Source organism: Aeromonas veronii, assembly GCA_041319085.1.
Classification (GTDB): Bacteria; Pseudomonadota; Gammaproteobacteria; order Enterobacterales; family Aeromonadaceae; genus Aeromonas; species Aeromonas veronii_F.
The window spans coordinates 2,865,840-2,891,343 of the sequence record CP101033.1; the positions used below are offsets into that span (position 1 = coordinate 2,865,840).

The 25,504-nt window shown below is 57.9% G+C and carries 19 protein-coding genes, 1 tRNA gene, 1 other RNA gene and 3 pseudogenes; 14 read left to right on the forward strand and 10 right to left on the reverse strand.

Annotation, left to right across the window (positions count from 1 at the left end):
- Positions 1–176: 176 nt before the first annotated feature.
- Positions 177–1,433 carry an amidohydrolase gene (locus tag NMD14_13475; GenBank protein XEI31780.1) on the forward strand — a complete coding sequence of 419 codons (1,257 nt, stop codon included), beginning with the start codon at positions 177–179 and terminating at the stop codon, positions 1,431–1,433.
- 71 nt (positions 1,434–1,504) lie between these two features.
- On the opposite strand, the gene NMD14_13480 is transcribed toward NMD14_13475, so the two are convergent.
- The 3 genes from NMD14_13480 to NMD14_13490 form a co-directional block, all read right to left on the reverse strand.
- Positions 1,505–5,179 (reverse strand): DEAD/DEAH box helicase, encoded by a 3,675-nt coding sequence (locus tag NMD14_13480; protein ID XEI31781.1) that lies wholly within the window; start codon positions 5,177–5,179, stop codon positions 1,505–1,507.
- 208 nt (positions 5,180–5,387) lie between these two features.
- Positions 5,388–5,735 carry an RnfH family protein gene (locus tag NMD14_13485; protein XEI31782.1) on the reverse strand — a complete coding sequence of 116 codons (348 nt, stop codon included), beginning with the start codon at positions 5,733–5,735 and terminating at the stop codon, positions 5,388–5,390.
- The gene (locus NMD14_13490; GenBank protein ID XEI31783.1) at positions 5,728–6,162 is read right to left on the reverse strand and encodes an SRPBCC family protein; all 435 of its coding nucleotides are present in this window, start codon (positions 6,160–6,162) and stop codon (positions 5,728–5,730) included. The genes NMD14_13485 and NMD14_13490 overlap by 8 nt, the downstream gene beginning before the upstream one ends.
- Before the next feature lie 169 nt (positions 6,163–6,331).
- Here NMD14_13490 and smpB point away from each other — a divergent pair, with 169 nt between their 5' ends.
- The 5 genes and pseudogenes from smpB (at position 6,332) to NMD14_13515 (ending at position 10,017) form a co-directional block, all read left to right on the forward strand.
- Complete coding sequence (gene smpB / locus NMD14_13495) at positions 6,332–6,820, forward strand: SsrA-binding protein SmpB (protein XEI31784.1); 489 nt, start codon at positions 6,332–6,334, stop codon at positions 6,818–6,820.
- 164 nt (positions 6,821–6,984) lie between these two features.
- Positions 6,985–7,344, forward strand: a transfer-messenger RNA (tmRNA) gene (gene ssrA / locus NMD14_13500).
- 164 nt (positions 7,345–7,508) lie between these two features.
- On the forward strand, positions 7,509–8,063 hold the full coding sequence (locus tag NMD14_13505) for an integrase arm-type DNA-binding domain-containing protein (GenBank protein ID XEI31785.1): 555 nt from the start codon (positions 7,509–7,511) through the stop codon (positions 8,061–8,063).
- Positions 8,064–8,090: 27 nt separating this feature from the next.
- Entirely contained in the window at positions 8,091–9,233 is a 1,143-nt protein-coding gene (locus tag NMD14_13510; protein XEI31786.1) for an IS4 family transposase, read from the forward strand.
- Between the two features lie 28 nt (positions 9,234–9,261).
- Positions 9,262–10,017, forward strand: a pseudogene (locus tag NMD14_13515) (tyrosine-type recombinase/integrase).
- Between the two features lie 134 nt (positions 10,018–10,151).
- On the opposite strand, the gene NMD14_13520 reads toward NMD14_13515, so the two are convergent.
- The gene (locus tag NMD14_13520) at positions 10,152–10,451 is read right to left on the reverse strand and encodes a hypothetical protein (GenBank protein XEI34766.1); all 300 of its coding nucleotides are present in this window, start codon (positions 10,449–10,451) and stop codon (positions 10,152–10,154) included.
- A 154-nt stretch (positions 10,452–10,605) separates the two neighbouring features.
- Between NMD14_13520 and NMD14_13525 the strand changes: the two genes are divergently transcribed.
- The 3 genes from NMD14_13525 (at position 10,606) to NMD14_13535 (ending at position 12,576) form a co-directional block, all read left to right on the forward strand.
- Positions 10,606–10,989, forward strand: a complete 384-nt coding sequence (locus NMD14_13525) for a hypothetical protein (protein XEI31787.1) — start codon at positions 10,606–10,608, stop codon at positions 10,987–10,989.
- A 581-nt stretch (positions 10,990–11,570) separates the two neighbouring features.
- Positions 11,571–12,098, forward strand: a complete 528-nt coding sequence (locus NMD14_13530; GenBank protein ID XEI31788.1) for a type II toxin-antitoxin system MqsA family antitoxin — start codon at positions 11,571–11,573, stop codon at positions 12,096–12,098.
- Positions 12,091–12,576 carry a hypothetical protein gene (locus tag NMD14_13535; GenBank protein ID XEI31789.1) on the forward strand — a complete coding sequence of 162 codons (486 nt, stop codon included), beginning with the start codon at positions 12,091–12,093 and terminating at the stop codon, positions 12,574–12,576. Before NMD14_13530 ends, NMD14_13535 begins: the two co-directional genes overlap by 8 nt.
- A 12-nt stretch (positions 12,577–12,588) precedes the next feature.
- Here the strand turns inward: NMD14_13535 and NMD14_13540 are convergent, their stop codons facing one another.
- Positions 12,589–12,759, reverse strand: coding sequence for a regulatory protein GemA (locus NMD14_13540; GenBank protein ID XEI31790.1), 171 nt, complete (start codon positions 12,757–12,759; stop codon positions 12,589–12,591).
- 29 nt (positions 12,760–12,788) lie between these two features.
- Between NMD14_13540 and NMD14_13545 the strand changes: the two are divergent.
- Together NMD14_13545 and NMD14_13550 are read left to right on the forward strand one after the other, a co-directional pair.
- Positions 12,789–14,135, forward strand: a pseudogene (locus NMD14_13545) (molybdopterin-dependent oxidoreductase).
- A 355-nt stretch (positions 14,136–14,490) separates the two neighbouring features.
- Positions 14,491–14,826, forward strand: a complete 336-nt coding sequence (locus NMD14_13550; protein XEI34767.1) for a hypothetical protein — start codon at positions 14,491–14,493, stop codon at positions 14,824–14,826.
- A gap of 213 nt (positions 14,827–15,039) precedes the next feature.
- Here NMD14_13550 and NMD14_13555 read toward each other — a convergent pair whose 3' ends face one another.
- The 3 genes from NMD14_13555 to NMD14_13565 form a co-directional block, all read right to left on the reverse strand.
- A complete protein-coding gene (locus NMD14_13555) occupies positions 15,040–15,897 on the reverse strand; it encodes an aldose 1-epimerase (protein ID XEI31791.1) in 858 nt (285 codons plus the stop codon).
- Complete coding sequence (locus tag NMD14_13560) at positions 15,894–17,345, reverse strand: sugar porter family MFS transporter (protein XEI31792.1); 1,452 nt, start codon at positions 17,343–17,345, stop codon at positions 15,894–15,896. The genes NMD14_13555 and NMD14_13560 overlap by 4 nt, the downstream gene beginning before the upstream one ends.
- 81 nt (positions 17,346–17,426) lie before the next feature.
- The gene (locus NMD14_13565; GenBank protein ID XEI31793.1) at positions 17,427–20,705 is read right to left on the reverse strand and encodes a DUF5107 domain-containing protein; all 3,279 of its coding nucleotides are present in this window, start codon (positions 20,703–20,705) and stop codon (positions 17,427–17,429) included.
- A 119-nt stretch (positions 20,706–20,824) separates the two neighbouring features.
- On the opposite strand from NMD14_13565, the gene NMD14_13570 reads away from it, so the two are divergent.
- The 3 genes and pseudogenes from NMD14_13570 (at position 20,825) to NMD14_13580 (ending at position 24,229) form a co-directional block, all read left to right on the forward strand.
- The gene (locus NMD14_13570) at positions 20,825–22,021 is read left to right on the forward strand and encodes an ROK family protein (protein ID XEI31794.1); all 1,197 of its coding nucleotides are present in this window, start codon (positions 20,825–20,827) and stop codon (positions 22,019–22,021) included.
- A 322-nt stretch (positions 22,022–22,343) separates the two neighbouring features.
- Positions 22,344–22,901: an IS1595 family transposase gene (locus NMD14_13575; GenBank protein ID XEI31795.1), complete on the forward strand. Its 558-nt coding sequence runs from the start codon at positions 22,344–22,346 to the stop codon at positions 22,899–22,901.
- A gap of 129 nt (positions 22,902–23,030) precedes the next feature.
- Positions 23,031–24,229 (forward strand): annotated as a pseudogene (locus NMD14_13580) (ISL3 family transposase).
- Positions 24,230–24,413: 184 nt separating this feature from the next.
- Here NMD14_13580 and NMD14_13585 read toward each other — a convergent pair.
- Positions 24,414–24,489: transfer RNA gene (locus NMD14_13585), tRNA-Thr, on the reverse strand.
- An 89-nt stretch (positions 24,490–24,578) separates the two neighbouring features.
- Positions 24,579–25,319, reverse strand: coding sequence for a phosphatase (locus NMD14_13590; GenBank protein XEI31796.1), 741 nt, complete (start codon positions 25,317–25,319; stop codon positions 24,579–24,581).
- Positions 25,320–25,504: the final 185 nt, after the last annotated feature.

Genomic DNA, 25,504 nt, shown 5'->3' on the forward strand with positions numbered 1-25,504 from the left:
CCAGCTATCGACAACGCCTCCCTTGTGGAGGCGTTTTTTATGGGCGCTCACCACTATTCACGGCTCTCACAGCCACCACTCGCACACACAGCACCCCCGACCAGCTGCTGGCCCCGTGTGGTAAGCCGCGAAAAAAGGCACAATAGCCGACAAATCGAATCACCAAGGAAGCCAAGATGACCCTTGAGCACCTGATCCTGTGGCGCCGCGACCTGCACCGCCTGCCGGAAGCCGCCTGGAAAGAGTTTCGCACCACCAGCCTGATTGCCCACCACCTGAGCGAGCTCGGTTATCGCATTGTGCTCGGCGACAAACTGCTGGCCAGCAATCTGATGATGGGGCGCGATGTCGATGTGGCGGCCGAGAAGGCTCGCGCCCGCCGTCAGGGAGCCCATCCCGACTGGCTGGAGCGGATCGGCGATGTCACCGGGCTGATGGGAGAGCTGGATACCGGCCGTCCCGGCCCGACCCTGGCCTTTCGCTTCGACATAGATGCGGTGGAGGTGGAAGAGTCCGACGCCGAACAACACCAGCCGCAGCAGGAGGGTTTTACCTCCCACAACAAGGGGTGGATGCACGCCTGCGCTCACGATGGCCACACCGCCATCGGCATGGGGCTGGCCAGCCAGCTGATGACGATGAAAGAGCAGCTTTGCGGTCGCATCAAGCTCTTCTTCCAACCCGCCGAAGAGGGGTGCCGCGGTGGCAAGGCGCTGGCCGCCGGGGGAGCACTCGATGACGTGGATGCCCTGCTCTCGCTCCATATCGGTATTCACGCCGGTAGCGGCGAGCTGGTGATCAACCCCACCGAGTTTCTCTGCTCCACCAAGTTCGACGTCCACTTTATGGGCACCGCCGCCCACGCGGGGCTCGAACCCAACGCCGGTAGCAATGCGCTGGCCGCCGCCTGCATGGCCACCACCGCCATGCTCGGCATTCCCCGCCACCGCGACGGCATGACCCGCATCAACGTCGGCCAGCTTCACGGCGGCAGCGGGCGCAACGTCATTCCTGACCATGCCGAGCTGCACGGTGAAACCCGTGGCGCCGACAGTGCCCTCAACGACTACATGTTCAGTCAGGTACAGCGCATCGTCGAAGGGACCGCCCTCGCCCACGGTGTCACCTATCGCATCATCAAGCAGGGTGAGGCCATTGCCCTCGACAACAGCCCGGCACTGCAGGCCGAGCTGGCGGCGCTGGCCCGCAAGCAGGGGCTCGCCACCATCCAGACTCGCCGCTTTGGCGCCAGCGAAGATGCCGGTTTTCTGATGGAGCGGGTGCAAAAACAGGGGGGCGAAGCGGCTTACCTCATTCTGGGGGCCGATCTGGCGGCACCACACCATCACAACGAATTCGATTTCGATGAGCGGGTGATGCAAAGCGGGGTCGAGCTGCTGGCCGCCTGGATACACGCCAGGTTAAGCATCTGACCCATGAAAAAAAGCGGGAACGGCAATAACGCCATTCCCGCCAGATCCAACCAGGCCACGGTGATTCAACATTACCGTTCGGTCAGCAACCCCTTAATGACATTGGCATCGATCTGGGCCACCTCATTCTGATCGCCCAACACCCCCTCGGCCAGTTCCCGCTTCTGGGCATGCAGCGCCACAATTTTCTCTTCCACCGTCTGCTCGCACACCAGTCGATAGACGGTGACTGGCTCGGTCTGGCCAATGCGGTGAACCCGGTCACTGGCCTGATCTTCCACTGCCGGGTTCCACCAGGGATCGAGGTGAATAACCGTGTCGGCCTCAGTCAGGTTGAGCCCGGTCCCTCCCGCTTTCAAACTGATCAGAAACAGCGGGATGGCCTGATTTTTGAAACGCCCGATCGCCTCCTGCCGCTGTTTGGCGCTGCAACTACCATCGAGATAACAGTAATCAAGGGATACCGCCTCTAGGCGCTGCCGCAACAGGGTCAGCAGATCGACAAACTGGCTAAAGACCAGGATCCGGTGGCCGTTATCTATCGCCTCCTGCACTAATTCGAGCGCCGCATCCAGCTTGCTTTGTGGCTGTTGCCAGTCAGGCAGCAGCAAGGCCGGTGAACAGCAGATCCGGCGCAGCCGGGTGAGGTTGCTTAGCATCAACATCAGGTTGTGCCCCTCACCTCCCTCCATCTGACTGATGGCCTCGCGGCGACTCGCCTCATAAAGAGCGAGCTCGGGCCCGGAGAGCTGGATGTGATGAACGATCTCGGTTTTTTCTGGCAACTCGGCCAACACCTCGCGTTTGAGGCGGCGCAGCACGAAGGGAGCGATCACCCCTTTCAACTGGGCAAGATGAGCCGGATCCCGACTCGCCTTGCCAAAGCGCTGTTTGAAGTGGGTTTTATTGCCGAGCAGCCCCGGGTTGATGAAGTTGAACAGGCTCCAGAGCTCACCGAGATGGTTCTCGACCGGAGTGCCACTCAGGGCGAGTCGGAACTCACCATCCAGCTTGAACAACGCCTTAGCGCGTGCCGTACTGGCATTTTTAATCTGCTGCGCCTCATCGGCCACTATGGTGGCCCATTTAATCTCACTCAGCTCACCTTGGTTGGTCACCAGCCCGTAGGTGGTCAACAACAGGGAACCTGGCCCCAGATTAGCCAACGCAGCCCCGCGGTCTTGCTGCTCATTGAGCACCTGCACCGCCAGCTCAGGGGCAAAACGGGCCGCCTCCTCACACCAGTTAGCCAGCAGTGAGGTAGGCACAATCACCAGGGCCGGCCCCTGCTCTTTTCGCAGGCGCAGCAGGGTTAACGCCTGGATGGTTTTGCCCAGACCCATATCATCGGCAAGGCAGGCACCGAAGCGGTGCTGTGCCAGATTGGCCATCCACTGCACCCCCACCCGCTGATACGCCCGTAGCGGCGCCATCAACTCGGCAGGACAGCTGGCCTCCTGACGCCAGGAGTCGGTCAGCGTGCGCCAACCTTGATCCCCGTTGACCGTGCTTTGCTCAAGCAGATGCATCAGCGGATAGGCCAACCGCTGGCTTACCTGCTGCTGCTCATCCACCAGCGCCGCCAGCGTGGTCAGCCGCGCAAGCAAGGCATCACTTAACATGAGCTGGGCCTGCTTGCCCTCCAGCGTGATGTAACGCCGGCCCCCGGCTATTTGCCGCAGCAACATGCGCAGGTCCAGCACCTGTTGCCGATCGACCTGCAGCTCACCATCTATGGCAAACCACTCCTGCTGCTGCTCGATCCGCAGAGTCAGTGACTCTTCCCCCAGCAGACGCACCCGCTGGCTGTCGCTATGCCATTGCAGGCGAACCCCTAGCTCGTCGAGTACCGCGAACCGATCCAGCATGGGGAGCATCTCAACACCGCTCAGCGACCAAGGCCCCTTGCCAGCCAGCCCCAGTGCCTTGGCCACGGTTTTGGTCAGCGCACTCTCTTGCTTCAATGTCCGCTGCCAATAGTGATGTGGCGTTTGCCAATCTTTAATGAACTCCGCCCCCAGTCCCAAGGGGATCGCCTTGCCCCCCACCAACTGGTTAACCAACTGCAGATTAAGCGTCTCTTTTTGCAAATCAGCCAATAGCACCGCATCGATGGGACAAGGGCTTAACCGGGTATGGCTGCAAAGCGCCGGATGCGCACTGATCCAGTCGAGTTCAGGCTGATTGTTGAGGGTATCAGCCAATTTGGGTAATGCCTCGACTGGCAGTTCAGGCATCCGCTCAAGATGGGGCAGCAACGCCTGCACCTGTGCAGGCACCGCCTCCACTTGCCACAGATCGGCGGCAATGGGGGTAATTTTCTTACTCCTGGTCACCGGAACCGCGGTACCGTCACTCATCAGGGTCGCTTGCCAGCGACCTTCGCGCTCTTCAATGACCACCAGTGGCGAATTGAACAACAGGGCGAGCGAAGTCCCCTCGGCGGTTTGCAGCCGGGGATGTTCCGCCAGCATCCGTAATGTGCCGATATCCGGTGTACCGTAATAGGTATTGCGCATGCTATGGGCAATACGCAGATCCTGCTCATCGGCCACCTCGGGATAAAGATTCTCGATATCCCACATATTGTGGATCACCCGGCCACCGCTCCAGCCACCTTTGACACTCTCTTTTTGCAGCCGGCAGACCAGCTCCGCGCCACGCTTGTCAAGCTGCCACACCAGCCGTTCACGCTTAACCACTTCTGGCGGTGACAGAGGTAACGTTTGAAGCCAGCGCTCCCACAATGCGGGACGATGGATCGCAAAGATTCTCAAGGCGGTTGGTCGCTCCTGCAACAGACGCAGCAGATCCTGACAGAGCGCCATCAACAGATTCTCGGGGACCGCATTCAAAAAAGGTTCAACCCGCCAGTTGGCCAATTCGTCAACGTCAACGCCCGACTGCCCTGCCTGCCATAACACACAGAGCACCAGCCAGAGTTGTCCTAGAGGAAGATGGAGCTGGGAGCCAAACGCCTCAACCGGGCCACGCCACTCACGCATCAGGAGGAGGGGAGAAACACGATCTTTCTCGCCCAAAAGCTGTAAGGGCTCCACGAGCCAGGGATGCTGTTTCTTTGCCCAGGTGATCGCCGGTTTGTGCCACTTGGTGATATCTCCCCCCACCACTGCCAGCAGGCCGAACCAGATCACGGTCAAACCACCAGGGAAAAAGCCTTTCTGACCGGTTCGCGCTCGCCATGTCAGCAACGCCAGCTCCAGCTCGCCTGCTTGCCCGACGCTATCCCCCTGATAGTCATGCAACAAATCGACAAACTCGCGCGGACCTCTCGCATAGTCAGATGTCCGTTGCGCCAGCAGACAATCCTGCTCGAATTGCATATAGGAGAGCTGCTCCGCTATCGCATCCCCCTCTCCCTCATCCCGCAACTCACCCCACGGGTAACCTTGGATACCATTGAGGAACGCCTCCTCATGCCAGCATCTTGCAATCACTTGTTGCATCGAGAGGGAGAGATAACCAAAGACCCGGGTGGCCCCATGGGCGCCGAACAATTCCCGATCTACCTCCCTCAGCTCACGCTGATACCAGATTGCTTTTTTCCCTTGCATCAGGGTGCTGGCGTAGGAGGAGTAATTCCAGCTGGAGAAACGCACCCCATCCGGAAAAGCGTCTGGTTGACGGAAGTGGAGATAAAGCAGATACCAGAACCCCTCGGTTGCCAAGACATAGAGTCCGTTTCGCTCCTTACTAATCATCTCGGTATCAACCAACTCGGCCAAGGCCTTTCTCTCAACCGGTGTGAGCGTATGACCCCGCAGCCGTCCAAGCTGAGTCATATTGCAGTGATGCTGCTTGGCCACATAAAAAAGTAGTTGGTTATGAACAGTGCTTAAGTGCATGGCGGCACTCCTGAAATGCTAGAAATGGCAGAGGCGATAACAGTGGCTTACGGGGGTTAGCGGGGCGATGACGAACAAACAGGGCCCCTTATTCGCCCCGTTTGCGGTGAATGTCGGGGCGACCGCCGGTCACGCTATCGGCTCTCCCCTCCTCTTTGGCCTTCTCGGCGCGCTTTTTGCGCATCTCGCGGGGATCGGCGATGAGCGGGCGGTAGATCTCGATGCGATCGCCGTCGTGCAACGGCTCGCTCCCTTTCACCGGGCGGCTGTAGATGCCGAACTTGTTGACCGCCAGATCGATCTCGGGATGCTTGTGCACGATGCCGGACTGCTCGATGGCCGCCTGTACACAGGTCTCGGGCGCCACCCGCAGGGCAATCACCGTCTGCTGCTGGGGCAAGGCATAGACCACTTCGATATTGAGCAGATCAGACACCGTACACCACCTTAGCGCGGTTGGAGAAGGCGGAGACCATAGAGCTCACCAGATCGCGGAACACCTGACCGAACGCCACCTCGATGAGCTTGGAGGTGAATTCGAAATCGAGATCAAACTCCACCTTGCAGGCGTCCACATCGAGCGGGGTAAAGGTCCACCAGCCCGCCAGCTTGCGGAACGGGCCATCCACCAGCTCCATCCTGATCTGACGGTTCACATCCAGCTGATTGCGGGTGGTAAACGTCTTGGCAATCCCCGCCTTGGCCACATCGACCGACGCCATCATGTAGTCATCGCCAGCCTCGTGGACACGGCTGCCGACACAGCCGGGCAAAAACTGCGGATAGGCATCCACATCGTTAACCAACTTGAACATCTGTTCTGCACTGAACATCACCAGGGCACTGCGCGTAATTCGGGGCATGGCTTTTCCTCATCCAATCGGCGCGATTTTATCACCATGTTTCGGGTTGTGGAGGTAAAACCTCAGTCAAACCGCTCAGAAAGCCACCACTTGACCTGCTGCGCGTTTTACAGCCGCCCCTGCCTACGTATAATACGAGCCTCCTAGTCATTGCCGGAAATCGCCCGTCATGAGCAAAAAAAACAGTAAAAACAAAGCCGGGTCCAGCACCATTGCACTCAATAGAACCGCGCGCCACGAATACTTCATCGAAGAGAAGATCGAAGCGGGTCTGTCCCTGCAAGGGTGGGAAGTCAAATCCCTGCGGGCGGGCAAGGCCAACATCAGCGAGGCCTATGTCATCTTCCGCGATAGCGAAGCCTACCTGTTCGGCTCCAGCTTCCTGCCACTGCAAGCGGCCTCCAGCCACGTGGTATGTGACCCGACCCGCACCCGCAAACTGCTGCTGAGCCGTCGTGAACTCGACAAGCTCGAAAGCCTGATTGCCCGTCAGGGCTACACCGTGGTTCCCCTCGCCCTCTACTGGAAACAGTGCTGGGTCAAGGTCGAGATCGGTCTGGTGAAGGGCAAGAAAGAGCACGACAAGCGCGAAGATACCAAGGCCCGCGAATGGGATCGGGAAAAAGCCCGCATCATGAAGAACAAGCATCGCGGCTAACCTGCTAAGCAGGATCAGGACGCCAGTTCACCTTCCCCCAGCGCAGCTGGCCCTTCAGGCTCAGCTGCGTACAATAAATCGGCAAACAGACTGGTTGCCAGAGGGAATGGGTATCAACGCCTTGCTATGACAGCATTTTTGCGTACAATCGCAATTAACAACTTGGGGCTGATTCTGGATTCGACAAGATTCACGAAACCCAAGGTGCATGCCGAGGTGCGGTAGGCCTCGTTAACAAACCGCAAAAAAATAGTCGCAAACGACGAAAACTACGCACTAGCAGCTTAATAACCTGCATAGAGCCCTTCTACCCTAGCTTGCCTGTGTCCTAGGGAATCGGAAGGTCATCCTTCACAGGATCGTGTGGAAGTCCTGCTCGGGGCGGAAGCATTAAAACCAATCGAGCTAGTCAATTCGTGGCGTGTCTCTCCGCAGCGGGTTGGCGAATGTAAAGAGTGACTAAGCATGTAGTACCAAGGATGTAGTAATTTTGGACGGGGGTTCAAATCCCCCCAGCTCCACCACATACCGGTCCAACAGTGACCAACAAAGTCCAAGAAACCCGCATAGCGTAAGGCTTTGCGGGTTTTTTGTTGTCTTACGCTGTCCAATGGGATGCGTTGCCATCCAGCCCTTTTAGGCATATCGTTAGGTATATGGTTCTGTATACCTTCAGGAGCGTATGCCTATGCCTCGTATCACCCGCCCCTTGTCCCCAACCGAGATCAAAGCAGCCAAGCCCAAGGAGAAGGAATACACCCTCTGCGACGGGGCGGGCCTAGAGCTCGTCATCAAGCCCAATGGTTCTAAATTGTGGCGCCTGCGTTACTACCGCCCTCTCACTAAGCAGCGAAATATGATCAGCTTCGGCTCATACCCTACGATGTCATTGGCTGACGCAAGAGAGAAGCGCTCCGAAGCCAAAACGTTGCTGCAACAAAACATCGATCCCCAACACCATCGTGACGAGCAGGTATCCGCTGCGTTATCGCTGAGCGAGCACACCTTTGAAGCCGTCGCCAAACGCTGGCTTGATGTCAAACGCCCTTCCGTTACCCCTGCATATGCTGAGAATCTTTGGCGCTCGCTCGAAGTGTACCTGTTCCCCGAGATAGGCACAGTGCCCGTTATGGAAATAAAGGCACAGCGAGCCATCAAGATCATCGAGCCTATCGCAGCCTTAGCCATCCCCTCATATGAGCGAGGCATGACGCGGTTTTCGGGGTATGATCGCCGGTATTGACCGACAAATACCGAGCGACAGCCCGCCATGTTCAATCACGAGATGATCCTTAACCACATCGATGACATATTCGGCCACGACATGCATGCCAAGCGTGCCTTGTCGCTCGCCAATGCCACTCTTGGCGTTATCGAGTCAGGAGCATTAGCCATTCATGCCATCGGCAATGGCCTCTCGCTGGCCAATGGGCTGGAGCGAAAGCATGCCGTCAAACAGGTCGACCGCCTGCTCACCAACACCAGCTTCAACGTCTGGAACCTGTTTGATGACTGGGTGCCCTATGTGGTGGCCGAGCGCACCGAAATCGTCGTTTCAATGGACTGGACCGAATTTGATGCGGATGACCACAGTACCCTGGTTATCAGCCTGCAAACCAGCCATGGCCGCAACACGCCGCTCTTGTGGAAGACCCACCAGAAATCGCTGCTCAAAGGCCAGCGCAATGCCCATGAGAAAGCGCTGCTGACCAAGCTCAAACAGACCTTGCCGGAAGGGGTATTTGTCACCGTGGTCGCCGACCGGGGCTTTGGCTATAGGGAGCTGTTTGAATGCCTTGAGCAAGAGCTGGACTTTGCGTATGTCATTCGTTTTAAAGGAAATATTCTGGTTGGCTATCCCGATATGGAACAGGTGCCAGCCAGTGACTGGCTGACGCCAACCGGACGGACTCGCACACTCAAAGAGGTGGAGCTCACCGGCCAGCGGCAACGGGTCGAGCGGGTCTATTGCTGTCACAAGAGCGGCATGAAAGAGCCCTGGTTTCTAGCCAGCAATCGGGTCGATTTGAGCGCCGCCAAGGCATTGCAACTCTACGGCCAACGCTGGGGTATCGAGACCAGTTTTCGTGACATCAAGGACTACAAATTCGGCATGGGGATGGGAGAGGTACACATCAAAAATCCGGCCCGCCGCGACCGGCTGTTTCTGTTCAGTGCGCTGGCGATAGTGCTGTTAACCCTGCTGGGCAAGGCGGGTGACAGTGCAGGTCTGGAGCGGACCATCAAGGTCAATACGAGCAAAACGCGGACCTACTCGTTCTTCCGGCAGGGGGTCATTTATTACCAATTACTGCCCAAGATGAAAGAGGACTATGCTCGCTTACTGATGGAAAAGTTCACCTATTACCTGAAGCAGCACCGGTTATATACCCGCACATTTGGAATTATTTGAGTCTTAAAAAATGAGGGGATCAGTAAGTATCGCAGCAGCAGGAAAACTCGAAACCGTGCGTCGCCTCACCCAGCGGGTGAACGAAATCATGACCTTCGCCGTCAACTCTGGTCTGATCGACGCCAACCCTTGCTCGGGGATCAGCAAGGTATTTCAGCGTCCAGCCAAACAGCACATGCCCAGCATTAACTCCAACCAGTTGCCGGAACTGATGAATCGGCTATCGAAAGCCAGTATCAATTTGCAGACACGCTGCCTTATCGAATGGAGCCTGCATACCTTGGCTCGCCCCAGCGAAGCAGCCGGAGCCCGGTGGGCAGAGATCGATATGGAAAAGAAACTCTGGCGGATCCCACCAGAGAGAATGAAGAAGCGCAGAGGTCATGATGTGCCATTAACACCACAGACCCTTGCCTATCTGGAACTCATGCGACCGATCAGCGGCCATCGTGAATTTATCTTCCCTGGTATCCGTAATCCTAAAACGCACACCAACGAGCAAACAGCCAATGCGGCCTTAAAACGAATGGGATATGAAGGGACCTTGGTCGCTCATGGCCTGCAAGCCTTGGGCAGCACAACCCTTAACGAGAGAGGATTTGATCGAGACGCTATCGAGTCCGCCTTGTCACATTCTGACAAGGACGAGGTGCGTAGCGCCTATAACCGCACGGATTATCTGGAACGTCGCAGAGAAATGATGGTCTGGTGGTCAGAGCATATAGATGCCGCATCCAAGATCGGCTCAGCGCTGACATGGATACCACCAACAATGGCTGGTTAAGTTATTTACTGGCCCCGAACTGATTATCAATAAAGCAGAAGACAAAAAAAAGACTCCATTGGCACCCACAAAACAAGTATCAGATGATCCTGTTGGATGTGATCACTACTCGTTGAGGTTTGCCTGATACAACATTAGATACAGGGGAGAGCCTTGGCTCTCTCCTGCGACAAGAACCTATAAAGATCCCGCCTCCTGCCTTTTGATGTGACGACCGCAGAAATACTCCGCCTGTGTAGCGTTATCACCGTAAAGCCGGTGCCTGCATCAAACACGACGATAGAGAGGGCCGGGCTTAGGCTGGCAATCAGGTCACAGCGGGCGGGCGCCCAGTAGTTCTGGCGATAAAAGGGCTCGGTATGGGCTGGGGTCAGATGGTTATCCCCGGTTTTTTTCAACCAGACCCGATGCAATTTGCTGCGGGAACTTTGCACTTCCACATCATACCTGCGCAGGTATTTCACATAATCTGGGGGGCGATAGCATTGATCGGAGTAATGATAATGTTCAGTGGTATCAACCTCACTCGATCTCGTCTAAAAAAGCTCAGAAACCGCCTCTACTGCCGACTCGCCCCAAGGAGGGGAAATGGCACGACGTTATTATCGGCGCAAACGGAGCTCACTGGTCAGCGATACTGCCAGCACCATGCTGCGGATCAGCTGGCTAGGCGCACTCATATTCGGGGTGGCCGGTTTCATTATCTTCTCTCTGCTTGTGCCCTGGTTTTTGCAAAGCTTGCTGGCATCGCAGCAACATGCGGTATCACCGGGCACCTTTGACCCGACCCCCTTGCTGGCTCAGGTGTTCGGTCGCCGTCTGCACTGGGCTGAAAGATTGGGTGAAATACTACTTTGGCTTGGGGTAGTCGTCGCAGCACTAAAGCTCTTTTTGGGAAATCTGGCTAACTACAACCACCATCCCGGCCTGCTCGGTTTTCTGGCTCGCTTGTTGGCGCGGTGGAGTGACTAGACAAGATGCTGGCGAATGTAGTTCAAACATCCGGGGTAGAACCCACTGCCCCCCCAGCCATTATGATAGTATTGTCATCTAGCCTCGCACGGGTATGTTTTGTGAGCTGCACACCCTTTCATCAAAGAATAAGTGGAAAAAAATTACCATAATGGTAAATAATGTCAGTGCCTACACAGGGCAACCACCCGCAGAGGACGCATCTGATGCCGAGCGCCGTCTAGCTGGTCCCCTTTATAACCCAGCCGATGTGATGGCAGTGTTGTCAAGCGGGAGCACTATCCCATGGACAAGAGATTGCAAGAGTGACTTGCAAGGATTGGCGTTTGACGAGGCTGATATTCAACAGTTGCTGCGTGACACACTGCAGCATGGGCGGTACCTCAATTCTCAATGGTGTGTACAACGCCCAACTGGCCCTTGGGCTGCTTGTGACGCATACCAATTAGGCCGAGATGAGTGGAATGAGTACGCGCACAGGGATTTGCGCGTGGAGTACTACATCAAGTTCGCGATAGGTAAAACAGGCAAGATACTACTGTTGGTATCGGCCCACGTACCTACACGCTAGGAGGTTCAAGATGGCTGCAACCGTATGTCCGATTTGCGAATCGGGCCATCTGCATCATCAGATTGAAGATATCGAAGTCGAATACATGGGTCACACTGCCATGCGCCCAAGCCACTACTCTGTGTGTGACGCTTGCGGTAGTGAGCAGGCAACGGCTGCCGACCTACGGCACAACAAACGAGACACACTGGCGTTTAGAAAAATGGTGATGGGTCTCCTCACGGGAGCCCAAGTACGAGCATTACGGCAACGCTGGGGGATGACCCAAGAAACCGCTGCTCGTGTATTTGGTGGTGGTCCTGTCGCATTTTCCAAGTATGAAGCGGACGATGTTATCCAATCTGAAGCCATGGACAAGTTATTGAGACTTGCTGATGAGATGCCCTTGGTTCTGCAACGACTGAGACGAGATGCAGGGGTCGTCTATCAAGCGCAAGATCCATGGCAGATCGTTGCTATCGATATGGCAAACGCCGGACGTCAGCAAGCGGTCATCACGACCAGACGTAACTTCCAGCATGAGGTTAGTTATGGCTAAGGCCAACAAGGTACTGCAAGAGGCCATTGATGCTCTTGTTATCAACGACGTCTACTTGCATTCCTCACATGCAGCTTGCCTTGATGATTTTGATCCAAAGTACTTTAGCGGTATGGATCAATTGCAGGTGCAGCAAATGCACATTGTTGAACAAAGCCAGTTATTGACGCTGGATGGTGGGCAAGAACTGCTGCGAATTTTTATCCGTATGGGCACTCGCTGGATCCAACCTGTTACAGAGGGTGAACATGACGAAGAAAGTGAGCCTCAAATCAAGGCAATCATCGAAGCTGACTTTGTTGCAGAATACCAAGTCAAGACGGCACTATCGCAAGAGTGTATAGATGCGTTTTCTTTGCAAAACGCCAGCTATCATGTCTGGCCTTACTGGCGAGAATATCTCTGCTCCCAATGTGAACGGATGAGGTTACCCAGAGTTGTTTTACCCACTTTGCAAGTTCCTCGATCAAACAAGTAACCACTCGCACAGTTAACGCTGTGACCACTTTTTCAGCGCCTCCAGCACTTTGACGGCCAGAGGCGCATCCAGCCAGCCCACCTCGGCCACCCCTACCCCGCCGTTTAAACGGGCGGTCATCCGTTGAACCCAGTGGTTTAATGCAGTTTCCGAACCATCCCTGATGATGCCAAGGCGGGCCATCTCGCACCAGATGGCTGCCGGTCAATACCATCTGCACCTACTGCGGGGTCGGCTGCGGCGTCACCCTCTATGTCGATGAGGCGCGCAACCGCATCCGCTATGTGGAGGGGAACCGCAACTCACCGGTCAACCAGGGGCTGCTCTGCGTCAAGGGACGCTTCGGCTTTGACTTTATCCAGAGCGAGGAGCGCCTCACCACCCCGCTCATCCGCAAGGATGGCGAGCTGGTGCCCGCCAGCTGGCAAGATGCCATTGAGTTGGTTGCAGAACGCTTCACCGCCCTGCGCCAACGTTATGGCAGCGATGCGCTGGCAGGTTTCTCGTCGGCCAAAACCACCAACGAAGAGAACTACCTGTTCCAGAAGTTCATGCGCCGGGAGCTGGGTACCAACAACGTGGATCACTGCGCGCGGCTCTGCCACGCCTCCACCGTCACCGGGCTGGAAGCGTCACTCGGCAGCGGCGCCATGACCAACGACATCCCGAGCATCGACCACTCGGATCTCATCTTCATCATCGGCTCCCATATCAAGCGAGCCGTCACCACGGGCAAGGCCCGGCTGGTGGTGGCCGACCCGAAGCGGATCGAGATGGCCGATCATGCCAGCCTCTATCTGGCCCACCGCCCCGGCACCGACGTGATGCTGCTAAATGGCCTGATGCAGCAGATCATCCAGCACGACTGGCACGACAAGGCCTATATCGCCGAGCGGGTGGAAGGGTTCGAGGCGCTGCAAGCAGAAGTGCTCTCCCCCGCCTATGCACCGGACAAGGTGGCCCTTGTCACCGGCGTACCGGCCGAGCAGGTGATCGAGCTCGCGCGCCTTATCGGCAGCGCCGAGCGCACCGCCATCTACTACTCGATGGGGATCACCCAGCACACTACCGGCCACGACAACGTGCGGGCCATCGCCAACCTGCAACTGCTGTGCGGCAACATCGGCATCGAAGGGGGTGGCATCAACCCGCTGCGGGGCCAATCCAACGTGCAGGGTGCCTGTAACATGGGGGCGCAGCCCAACTGCCTGCCCGGCTATCAGAAGGTGGCCAGCCCCGAAGTGCATGCCCGCTTCGCGGCCGCCTGGCAGCAGCCAGACTTGCCGCGCACACCCGGCCTTACCCTCACCGAGACCATCGATGCCGCCTGCGCGGGCAGCATCAAGGGGCTCTACGTGATGGGTGAAAACCCGGTGCTGAGCGATCCGGATCAGCACCACGTCATCGAAGGGCTCAAGCAGCTGGAGTTTCTGGTGGTGCAGGATATCTTCCTCCCGGAAACCGCACAGCTCGCCGATGTGGTGCTCCCCTCCTGCTCCTTTGCCGAGAAGAGCGGCCACTTCACCAATACCGAGCGGCGGGTGCAGCGCATCTCCCCCGCCCTCAAGGCACCGGGTGAGGCGCGGGAGGATTGGTGGATCATCCAGCAGATCGCCAACGCCATGGGTGGCGACTGGCGCTATCAACACCCGCAGGAGATCACCGCCGAGATCTGCCGGGTCACCCCGCAATACGCCGGCATCCAGTGGGACAAGGTGGGAGCGCAAGGGCTACAGTGGCCTTGCAACGATGCGGCGCCCGAAGGCACTCGCCTGCTCCACGGCAAGCAGTTCACCCGCGGCAAGGGGGGAGATGGTCGCCACCCCGTTCCGCTATGCCGCCGAACTGCCCGACGAGACCTATCCCATCGTGCTCACCACCGGCCGCCTGCTGGAGCAGTTCCACACCGGCACCATGACCCGCAAGACCAAGGGGCTCGACAAGCTGGCTGGGCCACGGGTGATGATGAGCGTGGTGGATGCGCAGCGGTTGGGCATCAGCAACAGCGAGCGGGTGAAAGTCACCAGTCGCCGCGGCCATATCGAACTGCCCGCCTTCGTGACCAAACGGATGCAACCGGGTGTAGTCTTTATCCCGTTCCACTTCGCCGAAGCCCCGGCCAACCGGTTCACCATCAATGCCACCGACCCTCACGCCAAGATCCCCGAGTTCAAGGTGGCAGCGGTGCGCATCGACAAGCTGACCAGCCAACACAACTCAACACGACAACCAGAGATGGAGATAGCCTGACCGGAGATCAGGTAACACGCAGGATAATCCGCAATAAAAAGAGCCACCTGACGGGTGGCTCAGACTATTGAAAAACCCCCTAATTTCAGAAAAACAGGGTTTTCTCATCAAGTAAAATCAATGCGTTACGATGACGATTTTGGCTTTGTCAGCAATCTGAGCCACCTGACGGGTGGCTCTTTGCGCTCACCAATACCACAAGCCAGATCATTATCAGCCCCCGGACGCCACTGTCAGGGTCATACCGATACTCATACGGTCACCTCTGGCGAGTAGCCGCAAACCGGGGTGACCGGCCAGGTGGTGGGCATTGGCGGCATGACTCTGGGGCTCCAGACAGACGAAGCCACTCCCCTCATCGGGCTGATAGAGCATCAGGAAGGCACACTCGCTTGAAACCAGCAGCCGCTGCTGGCGGGCAGGATGGTCAAGCTCGGCCTGACCGCGCCAGCCGCCATAACAGTGGTTGAGCCACCCTTGTGGTCGAGCCCACTGGCGAAAATCGAGGTGTGGCGCCAGCCTGCTCGACCAGTCGGTCGGCAGATGCTCCGCTCCCTCTTGCCAGACGCCGCTAGCCAGAAAACGAATCTTTGTCTGCTCGTCGCGCCAGAAGAAGGGGTGAAAACCCGCGCCGTAGAGACAGGGGCTCTCCCCGAGATGGGTCAGGCTGATCCGCGCCACCAGGCTCGCCCCCTGCAGCCGATAGTCGATCTCCGCCAGATAGTGAAAGGGACCATTCTGGCTGTTGAGCTGCAAAGTCACCGAGCTGTCGGTCAACGCCACCGGTTGCCATCGCTGTAGCCAGCCATCCCCATGCAAAAAGAAATCGGGATCGAGCTCGCTCGCGGGCAATGCACACGCCTCTCCCCACAACTCAAAACGGTTGCCTGCGACCCGGTTGGCCAGCGGCAACATGGGAAACAGCGCGCTCTGGCCGGGATGCCAGGGCTGCGCCGGGTCAGTGTCGCGCAACAGCGGGCGCCCCTGCTCATCCTCCAGCCCCAGCAGACAGGCCCCTTGTGTTGAAACCCGCATCCGAAGATGCGGGTTGCCCAATGTGTAAACCGTCATGCCGAGGCGCTCGCCTTGGTCGGCGTCAGTTCGACCTTGCCCTGGGCCAGTTGGGCTTCCAGTGCCTCCAGCGTCACCCCTTTGGTCTCGGGCACCTTGCGATAGATAAAGATGAGACCGGCAAAACAGATAAGGCCATAGAGCAAGAAGCTGCCCGCAGCCCCCAACCCGGCATTGAGCAGCGGGAAGGTGTAGGTCAGCACGAAGCAGGCGATCCAGAGCGCCAGCGTACCGGCCGACATCGCCAGCCCACGCACCCGATTCGGGAAGATCTCCGAAAGCAGCACCCAGGTGACCGGCGCCAGGGTCAAGGCATAGATGGCGATGGCCGCCAATACCAGCAGCAAAACCGGCAGCCCCAGTACGCCTGTGGCGTAGGCCACCGCCATCATGCCGTAGATAATGGTCAGTCCCGCCGAGCCAATCAGCATCAGTTTGCGGCGGCCAATCTTGTCCACCATGGGCAGCGCGATCAGGGTAAACAGCAAGTTGATAAGACCGGTGGCGACGATGGATTTGAGGGTGCTGTTGATGTCAAACCCGGCGGAGGCAAAGATCTCCTGCGCATAGTTGAAGATGACGTTGATGCCGCACCACTGCTGGAACACAGCCAGTACAATCCCGATGATGAGGATCGGCCGCACCGAAGGTCTTCCTAGCTCCGCCAGCGACACCTTGTGGGTCTCGCCCACCAGAGTTTGACGAATATCGGCCAGGGTCTGCTTGGCATAAGCATCCCCGCCAATCTTGCCGAGCATGCGGGAGGCTTTCTCATACTGACCATCTTTGGCCAACCAGCGCGGTGACTCCGGCACGAAGAACATCAACACCAGAAACGCCAGCGCAGGTACCAGCTCGGCACCGAACATCCAGCGCCAGCCGGACTGGCCGTTCCAGGTCGCCAGAATATCGGCCTGAGTCGCATTGCTCGCCACCGGATCGGCGATCATCAGATTCACCAGCTGAGCCGCCAACACCCCGATGACTATGGTGAGCTGGTTGATGGCCACGAACTTGCCGCGCTTGTTGGCCGGGCTGATCTCGGCGATGTACATGGGTGAGAGCGCAGAGGCCAGACCGATGCCGATCCCGCCGATGATGCGATAAACCACAAACAGATCGAAGTTGCTGGCCGCAGCCGTGCCCCACGCCGAGATGGTGAAGAGGATGGCGGCCAGGATCAGCGGCTTCTTGCGACCAAAGCGGTCGGCTGACCAGCCGGAGATGGCAGCCCCCAGCACGCAGCCCACCAGCGCCGAGCTCATGGCCCAGCCAGACTGGGCCGGATCCGTGATGGCAAAATAGGCCTCATAGAAGGGCTTGGCCCCGCCAATCACGACCCAGTCATAACCAAACAGCAGGCCACCGCAGGCGGCCACCAAACAGATCATCCAGATGTAGCTCATATTGAGCCCATTCGTATCCAATTGATTTTTCGTGCGTTCCATGACTCATCCTTTCTATCTTGTCGATTGTAGGGTGCAGTGGCGCCCCTCACCGTGGCGGGGCGCCGGTTTTTGTTATGAGAGTTATGAGTGGAGTGACAGCTCGCGGCAGATCAGGGCAAAGAGGTGTCCCTTGTCGTGAGCCGGGTTAAGGGTGAGCAGCTCTCGCAAGGTCTGTTCACAACCATCCCGCTGACCCAGCCCTAACAGACCGAGTGCTCTGACCAGCAGACAGTGCTGGCGATGTTTGTGCTGCGGGTCGTCATCCAGCACGATGAGATCCGGCAGTGAGACGGCGAAGAAGTCCGCCTCGATCGACTCGCCCATCGCCTGCTCGGCCCAGCCGACCATTCCTTCAAAGAGACGCTGCGCCTCCGCAACCCGACCAAGACGTGCCAGCGCCATACCCTGATAGAAGAGATAATCCACCGGCTGATCGTTGTAGTAGCGGCTGGCCCCCAGCGAACCCTGACCCAGGCAGGCCAGTTGCAGGCACTGGGCCGCCAGACTCTGGTTGTCACAGGCCAGATGGCAGAGCGCCAACAGGTAATGGATATCGTTGTCGGTCTGTCCTACCAGACGTCCCTCCCCCAGATTGAGGGGGTAGTGCAACGCCTGTTGCAGCAACGGAATGGCCTGCTCGTGGCGTCCCTGAATCATCAACGCCAATGCCCGGCGTTGCTGATTGATGAGGTACTGGCCGGTCACCTTGCCCTCGCCCCCCTCCCAGGGGTGGAATTCGCGCAGCCGCAAGATCTCGGCGGCCGCATCCAGCTGGCCGGTGATGTGATAGAGGCTGAGCAGTTCGGCGGTCAGGTCGTCGCGCTTGAGGACCACCTCACGATGCGCCTCCAGCAGCGCCAACCGCTCGCTTGGCACCATGGCGCAGCGCTTGTGCAGCTGATCCAGTTCAAACAACAGGCGGGCATCATCCGGCTTGAGGGCAAAGGCCCGGCTCAGACACTGCTCGGCCGCCACCGGATCGCCGCTCTTGTTGAAGTGATAGATGCCAAGGTTGCGCCAGGCTGGGGCAAACCCGGGCGCCTGCTCGCACACCTGCTGCCACAGTGCGATAGCTTGCGGGTAGCTGCGCTTGCTGTAGTGGAAGCAGCCCAGCAGGTAGCTGGCAAACCAGCTGTGGGGCAGTTGCGCCAGCATGGCCACCTCGCCAAGGGTATTGGGGAAGCGCACCTTGCGGCTAAAGGCCTGCTCGGCCCGTTGCAGCAGGGCATCCTGCGCCTCACCTTCCGGCAACAATGCAGCCTGGAACAGCAGCGGCAGGGTCTCCTCCACCTGCAGTGTTGAGAGCAGTTGCTGCGCCAGCTCGGGGCGTCCCAATGCCAGCAGATCGCTTGCCAGGAAGCAGAGATTCACCCCGCGCCCGTTGCACAGGATGCGCAGCGCCTCGAGATCGGTCGGCTGCTCGCTTGCCAACCAGCGCAAAAAGGCCAGCTGATAGTGAAGCGGATAACGGACTCGCTGCTCGTCGATATAGGCGATAGCCGCCTCCCGCTGGCCAGACTCCAGCAGCGCCAACCCTTTGAGGGCGATAGCGCCGTAGTGGGTGCCGTTGACGGCGAGGCTGCGCTCGACAAATTGCAGCGCTTGCGAGGCATCGCGGCGCACCATGGCGATACGGGCCAGCCCGAAGAAGCCGCTGTCGCGGCAGTTACCGCTCCAGGTCGCCTTGTAGAAGTCATCGAAAGCAGCATCGAACTGCCCCAAACGCTCCTCGATGTGGCCGCGCAGCAAGCTCGCCTTGCCACACTGGGGGTTCTTGTTGAGGCGATGGGAACGGACCAGCGCCTGATTGACGTAGGTCAGCGCCTGCTCATAGTTGGCGCGGTTGTACTCCAGCGTTGCCAGCGCCAGGTTGCAGCGATAGTCGCCGCCATCGAGCTCCAGTGCCCGCAGGTAGTAATCAAAGGGCGAGCGGCTGGCGTGCAGGTACTGCTCAAGATGCTGGCCGATGAAGTAGAGCTCGTCGACCGAGTCGAGATTGACGGCAGGTTCCGGCGCCGTGGCCGGATCCGGCAGGGCTTCGCCTGCGGGCTGATGCTCGAGATAGCTCAGGATCGGCTGGCCCTGCTCATCCAGCAGGCGTACCTGCAAGCGCCCCTCGCTGGTGATGGCCTGCGGCTCAAGCCAGGCCTGACCCGGCTGCAGATCCAGAGGCAACGTAAACAGTACTCCGCCCTCGTCACTTACCTCGAACCGGGCCCCGCAAAGCGGCGCCACCGCATAGACTCCGCAGACGAGGCCGTCATCGCTGCGCTCCAGCTTGATGGCGGCACGGGTGTTGGCGTTTTGCAGGGTACCGAGGGTGTTGTAGGGCAAGAAGTTCTGCACAAACACCTTCTCCTCCCCCGCATCCAGCCAGGTAAAGTCAGGCTGGTTGTCGGTATAGACCCCGGTCATCAGCTCGATGTAGGGGCCGTTGTCATCGGTCAGGTTGCGATCCCAGGCCAGACCGAAGTCACAGTTACCCCAGCTCCACTGCTTCTTGCCCGGCGAAACGTGGTGATCCGCCACGTGCAACAGGCCGCCCTGCTCGTCATGGCAGTAGGCACCGACAAAGTCGTAGTCGGACTTGTCCGCCATGTAGGAGGTGGGCACCGGAATATTGCGGTAGCGGGAGATATCGACTCCGGCGGAGTAGTCCACCTTGTAGTAAGTGCCGCGAGCGATGGGGAAAGCGCTGACGTCGCGCTTGCCGTGATCGTAGACGGCAGTGACGTCGGGCGGGAAAACGCTCTGGTGGGCATCGCCCCCTTTCACTGCCGGGTTGGACCACCAGAGGAAGTGGCGCGGCGTGTCGTTGCCGTTGAACACCTTGCCAGTGATCTCGATAAGCGCCTTGTCGGGATAGAGGGTAAAGCCCGCCATCACCTGCAGACCACGCATCGGCTCCACCTCGCCCAGCCAGACGGTCTTGGCGCCGCCCTCCAGTTCCGTAATGGTGAAGTCCACCGGCATGAAAGTGGTGGGTCTGTGGTGTTGCGGCCAGTTGAACTCGATGCCGCCGGAGATCCAGGGCCCCACCAACCCCACCAGCGCCGGTTTGATCACCTCGTTGTAATAGACGAAGTCGCGATTCATCACCTTGTCGTAGGCACGGTGGATACGGCCACCCAACTCCGGCAGCAACATCACCTTGATAAAGTCGTTCTCCAGCCAGACCGCCTGATAGGACTTCATCTGCTTCTGGCCGGTGAGGGTGTCGATCACCCCATAGGGATAGACGGCCCCCGAGGAGCCCTGATAGACCCGCGTCTCGAGAAACATGGGGTTGGGATCTTCAGCGCCTACCTCGTAGGTCGGCAGTGAGATGGTCTCTACCCAGACCTTGACATCAGCTCTCATTAATCTCGCCTCACTCAACATTTGTTAGTAAAATTTTCAGTGAGACCAGATTAGAATGGTTAAACCTGCATTAATTGCTGAAAGATCACGCAATACAGTAAGCGGAGTTTAGTGAATCGATGAGCATAGGGTTGAACAACCAGAAGGTCCGCCACCACAACAAGCAGGTTCTGCTGGCCCTGCTCTATCAGCTCAAGGAGGCGAGCAAGTCCACCCTGGCGCGCCACTGCGAGCTCTCCATTCCGGCGGTCAGCAAGATCCTTGACGAGTTGGTGGCCGATGGCGCCATCAGCCACAGCGATCAGAACCTCTCCCAGCGCGGCATCAATGGCGGCAGCTACCGCATTGCCAGCGGCCAGGGGGCCATTCTTTGCCTCAATATCAGCCCCACCCATCTGGAGAGCATCCTGGTGGATAACCTGATCACCCCGCTAGATGAGTTCAGCGACCAGAAGATTGCCCCGCAAACCCCCGATGAGCTGCTGCACCTGATTGAAGCGCACTACTACCAACACAAGCGCCGCCACAAGGGACTGGCGATCCGGCTGGCCTTGGCGGTACACGGTCAGGTCAACCCGGCGACCGGGGTGTCGCAAACCATGCCGCAAGCCCCCTGGCACGCGCCAGTTGAGCTCAAGTACCTGCTGGAGGAGCGGCTGGGCTGCGAGGTGATGGTGGATAACGACTGCATCATGCTGGCACTGGCCCAGAAGTGGCAGGGCCGGGAAGGGAACGGGGATTTTTGCGTCATCAACGTCGATTACGGTATCGGATCGGCCTTTATCATCAACGACCAGATCTACCGGGGCGCCCTGTTTGGCAGCGGCCAGATAGGCCACACCATCATCAATCCGGACGGCAGCGCCTGTGCCTGCGGCCGCTATGGCTGCCTGGAGACAGTTGCCTCGCTGTTTGCCATCAAAAAGCGGGCCCGGGTCTTTCTCAAGCAACAAGCCAGTGCCGACAACCCGGCGCAGGCGGGTGTAGAGCTTGATACCGCCCAACTGCTCGCGCTCTACCATCAGGGGGATGCCATGATCCGCGCCCTGGTGGACGAAGGGGCCCGTGCCATTGGCCTGAGTCTCTACAACTTCCTCAATATCCTTAACATCAACCGCATCTGGCTCTATGGCCGCAGTTGCGATTTTGGTGAAACCTGGCTGCAAACCATCGTCAGTCAGACCGGCGCCAACCCGTTCGACTGCAGCGATGCGGTCAACGCCACCCATATCCGTTTCGGCAAGCTCAGCCGCGCCCAGCAGGTGATGGGGATTGGCTATCTCTATGTGGAGCGAGCCTTGGCAAAAGCCATGTAAAAAAGGGGCGCTGTTCCAGAGCCGTATTGGTGGCAAGCGTTATACTTATTTCAGGTTATTTGAGTAAGGAGCTTGCCATGGACAGCCAAGCGTTTTCCTCAATGCTGCGTTCTTTTGCCCAGCTCGACCCAATCCAACTAGAACGCGCCCAGGAACAACTTCGTCACCATCTGCAACGTGATCAACTCCATCAGCATTGGCAAACCAGAGCGAGGCTGTCGCAGCATGCCCCTGTTGCAATTCCTCCCATGTCATTCATTGGGGACGTGCTCGTGGTCAGCAGCGGTTCCGTTGTAAGGCATGCGGCAAAACATTTAATCAATTGGATGGTTCTGCTTTGGCGGGGCTTCATCACAAGCACAAGTGGGCTGCCTATGCTGACTGCCTCAGTCGTGGGTTGTCGCTGCGAGCCGCAGCCAGAGAGTGCGCCATCAACCTGAAGACCGCATTTCGTTGGCGCCATCGCTTTCTACGCTACGCACTGACCACTCGAGCCAAGCAATTGGCCGGGATCGTCGAGGCCGATGAGGTATTTGTAGCCGGATCATTTAAGGGACGACGTCATCTGGATCGTCCAGCAAGACGCCGGGGCGCGAAGGGTAAAAAACGTGGGCATATACCCTTGGTCCCGCTCTTAATCGTGCTAGATCGATATGGTCGAGAAAGTGATGCTGTGTTGTTAGATAAAAGCCTGAGTCAAATCGAACCTTCCCTAAAACCACGCCTCACGGCGGGAACAATCCTGTGCACGGATGGCAATCTAAGTTACAGCACGATTGCACAGAACGCGCCGGGCGTGATCCATAAGCGGTTGATCGCCAGCGCTCATCATCGAGTAGAAGATGATGTTTTCCACATCCAGACCCTCAAAAATACGTGAGTCGTTGGCGGGAATGGATGGCCAAATTTCAGGTTCTTCGCGGAAGCGTGGGGAAGAGTAAGTTGACAGACAGGGTTCGGGTAAACTGGTAGTCGCCAAACAACCGGACTCCCTTACCCTGCTGTCGCTATGCATCATATTGATTTTGCCTCGTTCTGGCCAGGTTACGACGTTTCTGTCCATCGCCGCTCAGCCACACAAATCACATTGGCTCTTGAGCCTCTCGCCAATCATCTACCGCTCTGTGGTCAGTGCCATCAGCCCTGTCCACTCATCCATGACCGCCGAATGCGCACGGTTCGTGACCGTGACCTCCTTGAACTTCGCGTACATCTGCAAGTCCCCGTCCGTCGGGTTGACTGCCTGCGGTGTGGTCGGGTTTCTGAGCATATCGATTGGTTACCCCCAGCTCCCGGCTGACACAGCGATTGCTGCGCTGGGTAGAGGCCTTGCTTGAGTTGATGCCTATCAGTCATGTCAGCCAGCTCACCGGACTGCACTGGCATACCATCAAGGCCATCGACAAGCGTCGGCTACAGGCCAGTGTTGGCACCTTTGAGCCCGGCTCGGTGCGGCGGCTGGTGATGGATGAATTCGCCCTGCATAAAGGCCACCGCTATGCCACAGTGATCATGGATGCTGAACGGACTCGCGTTTTGTGGGTGGGGCATGGCAACAGCCGAGAGGCTATTCGCCCCTTTTTCGAGCTGATGGGCGAACGATGCCAACAGATTGAAGCGGTGGCCATGGACATGAACTCCGCCTTCGATCTGGAAGTGAAACAGCACTGTCCACAGGCGGAGGTGGTGTATGACTTGTTCCATGTGGTGGCCGGTTATGGCCGCAAAGTGCTCGACCGAATTCGGGTGGATCAAGCCAATGCATTAAAGCATGACAAGCCGGCTCGCAAGGTCGTCAAGCTGGCGCGTTGGTTACTCCTGCGCAATCGAGAAAATCTCAAGGAAGACCAGGCGGTGAAATTACAAGAGCTATTGGAAGCCAATAAGCCCTTGGCGACAGCATATGTTCTCAAGGAGGCCCTGAAGGAAATCTGGTACGCCCCGAGTGTCAGGGAAGGTTGGCGACGATGGAAGGCCTGGATGCGACAAGCGAAGGAAAGTGGCCTGGAGCCCTTAGAGCGTTTTGCCAAAAACCTTCGCCGTTACACCCGGGGGATTTTGGCCAGCGCAATCTTTCCCATGCACACCAGCCTGCTGGAGGGCGTGAATAATCGGATCAAGGTGATCAAACGCATGGCTTATGGATTTCGGGACTCAGAATACTTTTTCCTGAAAATCAAGGCCGCCTTCCCCGGAAAGACGCGATGAACCAAATTTCACGGAGTAGGGACAGACTACCTGGAAAACTACCTTGCTTGGTTTCGAGTGGTGAACCAGGAGCCGAATACATCCTGTTCATGGCTGCTTGGTGGAGTCACTCGGCTCACCTACACGTAAAGGGAACAGCGCCAAAAAAGGGCAGGTTTCACAAATGAAACCTGCCCTCACGATCTGGTGCCGATAAGGGGAATCGAACTCCCGACCTTCGCATTACGAATGCGCTGCTCTACCAACTGAGCTATACCGGCTTGTTGCTCTCCACATTCATAAAAAATGACCGACAAGTCAATTGAGCCAACTCGATTTTATTAGTTGGCTCAGGGCGTTAGAGCCCGATTTACAGATCGGCAAACTCGGGGATATGGGCCCGGCCGCGGCTTTCGAGAAATTCAAGCAGGGCGCGGGGGGAGCGCACCAGGATCCGCTCTTGCGGGAAGCCCGCTTCGGTCACCAGACGGTGACAGTGGTCAAAATCACCCAAGCTGAAAGCAACGTGGGAATCGGAGCCGAAAGTGAGATAGGCTCCCAGATCTCGCGCGGCTTCCACGATGGCGCGGCAGTTGCCTTCGCTCCCCGGGCGCGAGTGAATGAAGGAGGAGTTGTTGATTTCCAGCGCCACCCGATAGTCGGCGGCCGCCTTGACCACAGCCTGAATGTCGATGGGAAATGCGGGGTTGCCAGGGTGGCTGATCATGTCGACCCGGCCGCTCTTGATGGCGTTGAGCATCGCCTGGGTATGGGTAGCCTGATCGCAAGGAGGGAATACCTGCTCATGAAAGCCCGCCATGATCATGTCGAGGCGCGACTCATAGCGCTCGGGAAAATCGATCTCCCCCTCCAGGTTTTTGATGTTGGCCTCGATACCCCGCAGGATCCCCACTCCGTCCACCACTCTTGGCAATATCGGCAAGTTGGCAAAGTGCCAGACATGAGGGGCATCGGCCATCTCGGGGCCGTGATCCGTGGTGGCGAACAGCTTGATCCCCTTGGCCCTGGCTATCGGCAGATAGTCGTGGATGGTGCTGTAGGCGTGGGTGCTGGCAATGGTGTGAGTGTGGGTATCGACCGGGTACTTCATCTTCTCTCCCCTCATATTTTGAAAGGGCAGCATAGCAAAGAGCGGCAGCTTGGGCCACGCCAGTGCTTGCCACACTTTGTCACAAAATACCGCGAAGCTGACATAGTCTGAAGGGCCCTGGCTGGCATAGTGCCCCCGTCGATACATGCCTGAACTCGCATCGACAGTTTGCCGTCAGGATGACG